This window comes from Streptococcus azizii (assembly GCF_001984715.1).
Lineage (GTDB): Bacteria > Bacillota > Bacilli > Lactobacillales > Streptococcaceae > Streptococcus > Streptococcus azizii.
Genome location: NZ_MSPR01000014.1, coordinates 63,423 through 69,986, shown reverse-complemented (window position 1 = coordinate 69,986; position 6,564 = coordinate 63,423). Strand labels below are relative to the sequence as shown.

The 6,564-nt window shown below is 44.5% G+C and carries 4 protein-coding genes; 2 read left to right on the top strand and 2 right to left on the bottom strand.

The window, feature by feature from the left end:
* Positions 1 to 184 precede the first annotated feature (184 nt).
* On the bottom strand, positions 185 to 925 hold the full coding sequence (locus BVE84_RS07610) for an amino acid ABC transporter ATP-binding protein (RefSeq protein WP_076996457.1): 741 nt from the start codon (positions 923 to 925) through the stop codon (positions 185 to 187).
* Positions 925 to 3,129, bottom strand: a complete 2,205-nt coding sequence (locus tag BVE84_RS07605) for an ABC transporter substrate-binding protein/permease (RefSeq protein WP_076996456.1) — start codon at positions 3,127 to 3,129, stop codon at positions 925 to 927. Before BVE84_RS07605 ends, BVE84_RS07610 begins: the two co-directional genes overlap by 1 nt.
* 245 nt (positions 3,130 to 3,374) lie before the next feature.
* Here BVE84_RS07605 and BVE84_RS07600 point away from each other — a divergent pair, with 245 nt between their 5' ends.
* Together BVE84_RS07600 and uvrB are read left to right on the top strand one after the other, a co-directional pair.
* On the top strand, positions 3,375 to 4,280 hold the full coding sequence (locus BVE84_RS07600) for a CPBP family intramembrane glutamic endopeptidase (protein ID WP_076996455.1): 906 nt from the start codon (positions 3,375 to 3,377) through the stop codon (positions 4,278 to 4,280).
* 74 nt (positions 4,281 to 4,354) lie between these two features.
* On the top strand, positions 4,355 to 6,343 hold the full coding sequence (gene uvrB, locus BVE84_RS07595; RefSeq protein ID WP_076996454.1) for an excinuclease ABC subunit UvrB: 1,989 nt from the start codon (positions 4,355 to 4,357) through the stop codon (positions 6,341 to 6,343).
* Positions 6,344 to 6,564: the final 221 nt, after the last annotated feature.

The window sequence follows — 6,564 nt, the reverse complement described above, 5'->3', positions numbered from 1 at the left end:
TCATAATAGCAAAGTGAAAAACTTTCTTTGTGAACATCCATTCCGATGAAAAGTGTGGTAAAATGAAACATATAAGACCTCCAATTGAGTGTGGTAATTCCTGTTAGAAGTTGATTGTTTTTTTATTCTAGTGTACAGGTAAATCCACGAATTCTCAACTGGGGGTCTTTACATATTGTCTATATTAGACATTTAACACCTTATCAAGGAAGTCCTTGAGGCGCGGATGTTGTGGATTGTCAAAGATTTGTTCAGGGGTTCCATCTTCGAGGAACTCTCCGCCATCGGTAAAGATGACACGATTTGCCACTTTGCGGGCAAATCCCATCTCGTGGGTGACAATCAGCATCGTCATCCCCTGCTCTGCTAAGTCTTTCATAACATTCAACACATCTCCGACCATTTCAGGGTCAAGGGCTGATGTCGGTTCATCAAAGAGCATAATATCAGGGTTCATAGCAAGAGCGCGGGCGATTGCTACCCGTTGTTTTTGACCGCCGGATAAGCTATCTGGCATGGCATCACGCTTATCGGCTAGACCGACTTTTTCCAATAGCTCGATTCCGACGATTTCAGCCTCACTCTTATCCATTAGTTTGTGTTGGATAGGGGCAAAGGTGATATTGTCTAGAACGCTCATGTGCGGGAAGAGGTTGAAGTGCTGGAACACCATTCCGACATTGGAGCGGAAGGTGTCAAGGTCTGTCTTTGGATCGGTTAAATCAAATCCATCAACGGTTACCTGGCCACTTGTAATCGTTTCAAGTAGGTTCATCGTTCGCAGGAAAGTTGATTTACCAGAACCGGATGGACCGATGATGCAGACAACATCTCCTTCGTAAAATTTGGCAGTAATCCCTTTTAATACTTCGTTGTTGCCATAAGACTTGTGCAAGTCATGGACATTGATTTTTAATTGAGCCATTAGTTACCTCCTTTTTCAAGTTTACGTGCAAGACGTGTCAAGAGTGTAATGACAATCAAATAGATAATGGCAAGGATTGCATACATGCGGAATGATTGATAGTTTCGTGCGATAATGATTTTACCAGCTTGGAACAGCTCAACCAGACCGATGGCTGAGATAATGGTCGTATCTTTTAATGTAATGACAAATTGGTTGATGAAATTTGGCAACATCAGCTTGGCAGCCTGTGGTAGGATAATTTTACGCATGGTCGTTCCGTAGGAAATTCCCAAACTACGAGAGGCTTCCATTTGTCCGATAGGGACAGCCTGAATACCTCCGCGCACAATCTCGGCAATATAAGCACCTGAGTTGAGGGAAAGGGCAATCGTTCCTGCGACAAAATCATTGATGGGCGACTGCTGGCCTGTCATTGATTCGATGAAGTTTGGAATCCCCCAGAAAATGAAGGCTGCGACAATCATCAATGGAATACCACGAACCACATCCACAAAGACAGAGGCGGTGACACGAAGTGCCTTAAATGGACTCACTGCAAACATTCCAAAGATAATCCCAATGATAATGGCGATAGCAAAAGAAAGGAGAGCTAGTCCGATGGTAATGCCAAGACCAGATAGGAGCTGACCGTAGTTATTTTTGAGCAATCCCCAGATGGTCGACTCATCTACTGTAGCAGTAGAGGAAGTTTCTGTATCTGAATTAGCATTGAAGTACTTATTCATGATGTCATCATACTTACCAGACTTGACTAACTCAGCAAGACCGTTGTTAAACATCTCAATGAGTTCAGGATTGCTCCCTTTTTTGACAGCAAATCCGATGGTACCCGTTGCGATTCCTTCCATCGGTGTTTCAAAATCGCGTCCCTGCTGGATGGCATAGAGCAGTACAGCCTCATCATCCATGAGAGCATCGATTGAGCCAGAATTCAAACTATCATACATGGTGGAAGCCTCATCAAAGGCTTTTAGCGTGTAGCCATAGGTTGCGGCATGTTCTTCCAAGTAAGTATAAGAGGAGGTCCCGTTTTTAGCTCCGACAGTTTTGCCAGCCAGATCCTCGTAGCTCGAAAGACCACTTCCTTTTTTAACTGCTAAACGGATATTGGAAGTGTAATAAGCATCAGAGAAATCAAAGATTTTCTTACGGGCATCCGTGATGGTCATTCCAGCGATTACTCCGTCAGCTTGACCAGCTTGGACGGCATTGAGAGCAGCATCAAATCCAGGATTTTGGATGGTTATGGTGAAGCCTTGTTGCTCGGCGATGGCCTTGATTAACTCGATGTCAATCCCTGTGTATTTTCCATCTTTTCCTTGATATTCAAATGGAGCAAAAGAGGAGTCAGATACGATGGTATAAGAAGATTTGACAGGGGTAGCAAGAGCCCCGATTGTTCCAGTAAGGCTGAGAAGGGAACCGTAGTCAGAGCTAGCGTCATTAGAAGATAGGGCAATGTTCCCAAGCCATTTTGTCATGATTTGGTCGTAGCTACCATCTTTTTTCATCGCAGCGAGTGCCTTGTTAAAATCATCTACAAGGTACTCGTATTGGCTTCCTTTTTTGACAGCAAATCCAAATGAACCGATTGCTTCACCCTTCATATTGAGGGCTAGGTCTTGTCCTTTTTGAATGGCGTATTGAATGACGGCCTCGTCATCCATAACGGCATCAACAGCACCAGTAGACAGGCTGTTATACATGGTATCACCAGTATCAAAGGTTTTGATGCTGTAACCATATTCGGCCCTGTGTTCAGTCAGGAACTGTTGCGCGGCTGTTCCATTTTTGACACCGACTGTCTGTCCTTTTAGCTGGGTGTAGTCAGAAATAGGATTTTTTTTGGTTGTCGCAATGATAATGTTTGTGTCAAAGTAGGGATCAGAGAAGGTAAAGACTTTTTTGCGTTCCTCGGTAATCGTCGTACCTGCCATGAGAGCGTCAGCTTGTCCTGATTGGACTGCATTGACTGCCGCATCAAATCCAGGGAAGGTTTGATTGATCGTCCAGTTGGAACGTTTGGCTACTTCGTTGATAATATCCACATCAATCCCCTTGTAGGTTTGGTCTGAGTCCTTAAACTCAAAAGGCGCATAGGTCGAATCTGACACAATGTCCACTGTATCATCGGCTTTTGCTGGTGAAACTAGGAAGAATAGTGGCAGAAGAACTGCCAATGTAAACCATTTTTTCTTCATTTCAATTCTCCTTCATTTAAAAATAACGCAGAGGAAATGTTTGAAAATGGGTTTTCAGACTATTTTCTCTCTTTGTTTCTAAAATATAATGGATAGTATACCATAAATAGGAAAGATTTGCAAAGTCTTGTGTTAGAAAATATAACATCGTCATGTTTTGACTCGTCATCTTTTGTAGCGTTTTGAATTGAATATTTGGTGAAAAGTTAGTAGAATGAAGTATCAATTCATGGAGGAACAATAGGATGGGACAAAATAGGATGTTTGCTGCTGTAAGGATAGGGGCAACTAAACAGCTACAGTGGCTATACGCTTTTGGATTACCGTTTATAGTGCAGATAGTATTGAGTGTCGGCTTCTTATTTGCAGTAGGTGGCGCTTATATCGCCCAGCGCTTCTTACCAGTGGAGTCTATTCTCGGCTTTTTCGATCTGTTAGATCCCCTGTTTTTACAGTTGCTGGCTTTTGCATTTCCTTTTGTCATGATCTTACTCTGGGTACGGTTTGTGGAGAGAAGATCGATTTCTGGTTTGGGTCTGTATAAAACACATGCCTTTCAGGAACTATTCAAGGGGTTGGGAGTTGGGATACTCCTTATTAGTGTAGTAGTTGCAGTACAATGGATGGTTGGTGCTATTGAATTGACAGCAACTTATTTTTCAGGACGGAATGTCGCTAACCTCCTCTTTCTTTTTCCTTTCTGGTTTTTGCAAAGTGCGACAGAAGAATTATCGACTCGTGGTTGGCTCTTTCCGAGTGTGGCCCGTAGAACCTCACTTCCGATAGGACTTGCAGTATCCAGCCTACTATTTTCCCTTCTTCATTTGGGAAATGAGGGAGTCAATCTGATTTCCTTGCTAAATATTGCCTTATTCGGTCTCTTTGCCTGTCTCTATGTCCTAAAAACAGACAATATCTGGGGAGTATCAGCAGTTCATGCGGCGTGGAATTGCTTTCAAGGCACTGTCTTTGGTGTCAATGTCAGTGGAATAACGATTTCCACTTCCTTGATGCGATTTTCCCCGACATCAGCTCCCGACTACGTATCGGGAGGGGAATTTGGAGCGGAAGGCAGTATGATTGCCTCCCTTGTCTTGTCCCTAGCCTGTGCTTATCTGGTATGGGTACTGCGTCAGAAGAAAGCCAACTAGCCCCTTTTTGGCTCTTGGTTTCTAAAACAGTTATTCCGTTTCATTTATGATAGAATAGGAGGGTGAGGTAAGGTATGATTGATAGAAAAACAAATCAGAAGTTTAGATTAGTGTCAAAGTATCAGCCCTCAGGTGACCAGCCTGAGGCGATTGAGACCCTGGTCGATAATATCGAAGGGGGCGAAAAGGCCCAGATTCTCCTGGGGGCAACAGGAACAGGAAAGACCTATACTATGAGCCAAGTGATTGCTCGGGTCAACAAGCCTACTCTAGTTATTGCCCATAACAAGACCCTAGCTGGACAACTGTACGGCGAATTTAAGGAATTTTTTCCTGAAAATGCGGTAGAATATTTCGTCTCTTACTATGACTACTACCAGCCGGAGGCCTATGTGCCGTCAAGTGACACCTATATTGAAAAGGATAGCTCGGTCAATGATGAGATCGATAAACTCCGTCACTCGGCGACCTCAGCGCTTTTAGAGCGTAACGATGTCATTGTAGTTGCTTCCGTTTCCTGTATTTATGGTCTGGGGTCACCCAAGGAATATGCTGATAGTGTGGTCAGCCTGCGTCCAGGGCTTGAAATCTCACGGGATAAGTTGCTGAATGATCTAGTGGATATTCAGTTTGAACGCAATGACATTGACTTTCAACGCGGCCGTTTCCGTGTTCGTGGTGATGTAGTAGAGGTTTTCCCAGCTAGCCGAGATGAGCATGCCTTTCGAGTGGAATTTTTTGGTGATGAAATCGATCGTATTCGAGAAATCGAGGCATTGACTGGGCAGGTCTTAGGAGAAGTGGACCACTTGGCAATCTTCCCAGCCACGCACTTCGTGACCAGTGACGATTATATGGAGACAGCCATTAGCAAGATTCAAGCAGAACTGGCGGACCAGTTGGCAGTCTTTGAAAAAGAAGGCAAACTGCTCGAGGCCCAACGTCTCAAACAGCGGACAGAATACGATATTGAAATGTTACGAGAGATGGGCTACACGAACGGTGTCGAAAATTACTCCCGTCATATGGACGGACGGAGTGAAGGTGAGCCACCTTATACCCTGCTTGATTTCTTTCCAGATGATTTCCTCATCATGATTGATGAGAGTCACATGACCATGGGACAAATTAAGGGGATGTATAACGGAGACCGTTCGCGCAAAGAAATGCTGGTCAATTATGGTTTTCGTCTGCCGAGTGCCTTAGATAACCGCCCCTTACGTCGGGAGGAATTTGAAAGCCACGTCCATCAGATCGTCTACGTATCTGCGACACCGGGTGATTATGAAAATGAACAGACAGATACCATTGTCGAGCAAATTATTCGTCCGACAGGACTGTTAGACCCAGAAGTTGAGGTCCGTCCAACCATGGGACAGGTGGACGACTTGCTGGGAGAGATACATGCACGGGTAGAAAAAGGGGAACGAACCTTCATCACCACGCTGACCAAGAAAATGGCGGAGGATTTGACCGACTACTTCAAAGAAATGGGAGTCAAGGTCAAGTACATGCACAGCGACATCAAGACCTTGGAGCGGACAGAGATTATCCGTGACCTTCGTCTGGGCGTCTTTGATGTCCTCATCGGAATCAACCTTCTGAGGGAGGGGATTGATGTGCCAGAAGTGAGTCTCGTTGCGATCCTTGATGCTGATAAAGAGGGATTCTTGCGAAACGAACGCGGTTTGATTCAGACGATTGGACGCGCAGCCCGTAATAGTGAAGGCCATGTTATTATGTATGCGGATAAAGTGACGGATTCGATGCAGCGGGCCATTGATGAGACTGCTCGTCGCCGTCAGATTCAAATGGAATATAATGAAAAACATGGGATTGTCCCACAGACCATTAAGAAAGAAATCCGCGATTTAATTAGCGTGACAAAAGCAGTCCTTCCTGATAGAGAAGAGACGGTAGATATTGAAAGTCTCAATAAACAAGAGCGTCGTGATATGATGAAGAAATTAGAAGCACAAATGCAGGAAGCAGCGGGGCTTCTAGATTTTGAACTGGCTGCTCAAATCCGTGATATGATTTTGGAAATCAAGGCTTTAGATTAGACGCTTGGGGCAAGTAGCTAGCCTAGAGTTTCTCCCTTGAAGACTGAAGAGAGTCCGACTGAAACATAGCACATACGGCAAAGAAAGGAAGTAGGGGTTTGGCTTGGCAAACTTCCACGGAATCGTTCTTTGCCGTATTTGTTATTTTTCTTGAATATTCCTATGTGGTTCTTGGAGGACATCGATGGGGGAGGTCAACCGTTTCAAGGCATGGAAAGGCG

Bases quoted from the DNA above. Each gene is read 5' to 3' on its own strand.
- BVE84_RS07610 (WP_076996457.1), bottom strand. From the start codon at position 925: ATGGCTCAATTAAAAATCAATGTCCATGACTTGCACAAGTCTTATGGC.
- BVE84_RS07605 (WP_076996456.1), bottom strand. From the start codon at position 3,129: ATGAAGAAAAAATGGTTTACATTGGCAGTTCTTCTGCCACTATTCTTC.
- BVE84_RS07600 (WP_076996455.1), top strand. From the start codon at position 3,375: ATGGGACAAAATAGGATGTTTGCTGCTGTAAGGATAGGGGCAACTAAA.
- uvrB (WP_076996454.1), top strand. From the start codon at position 4,355: ATGATTGATAGAAAAACAAATCAGAAGTTTAGATTAGTGTCAAAGTAT.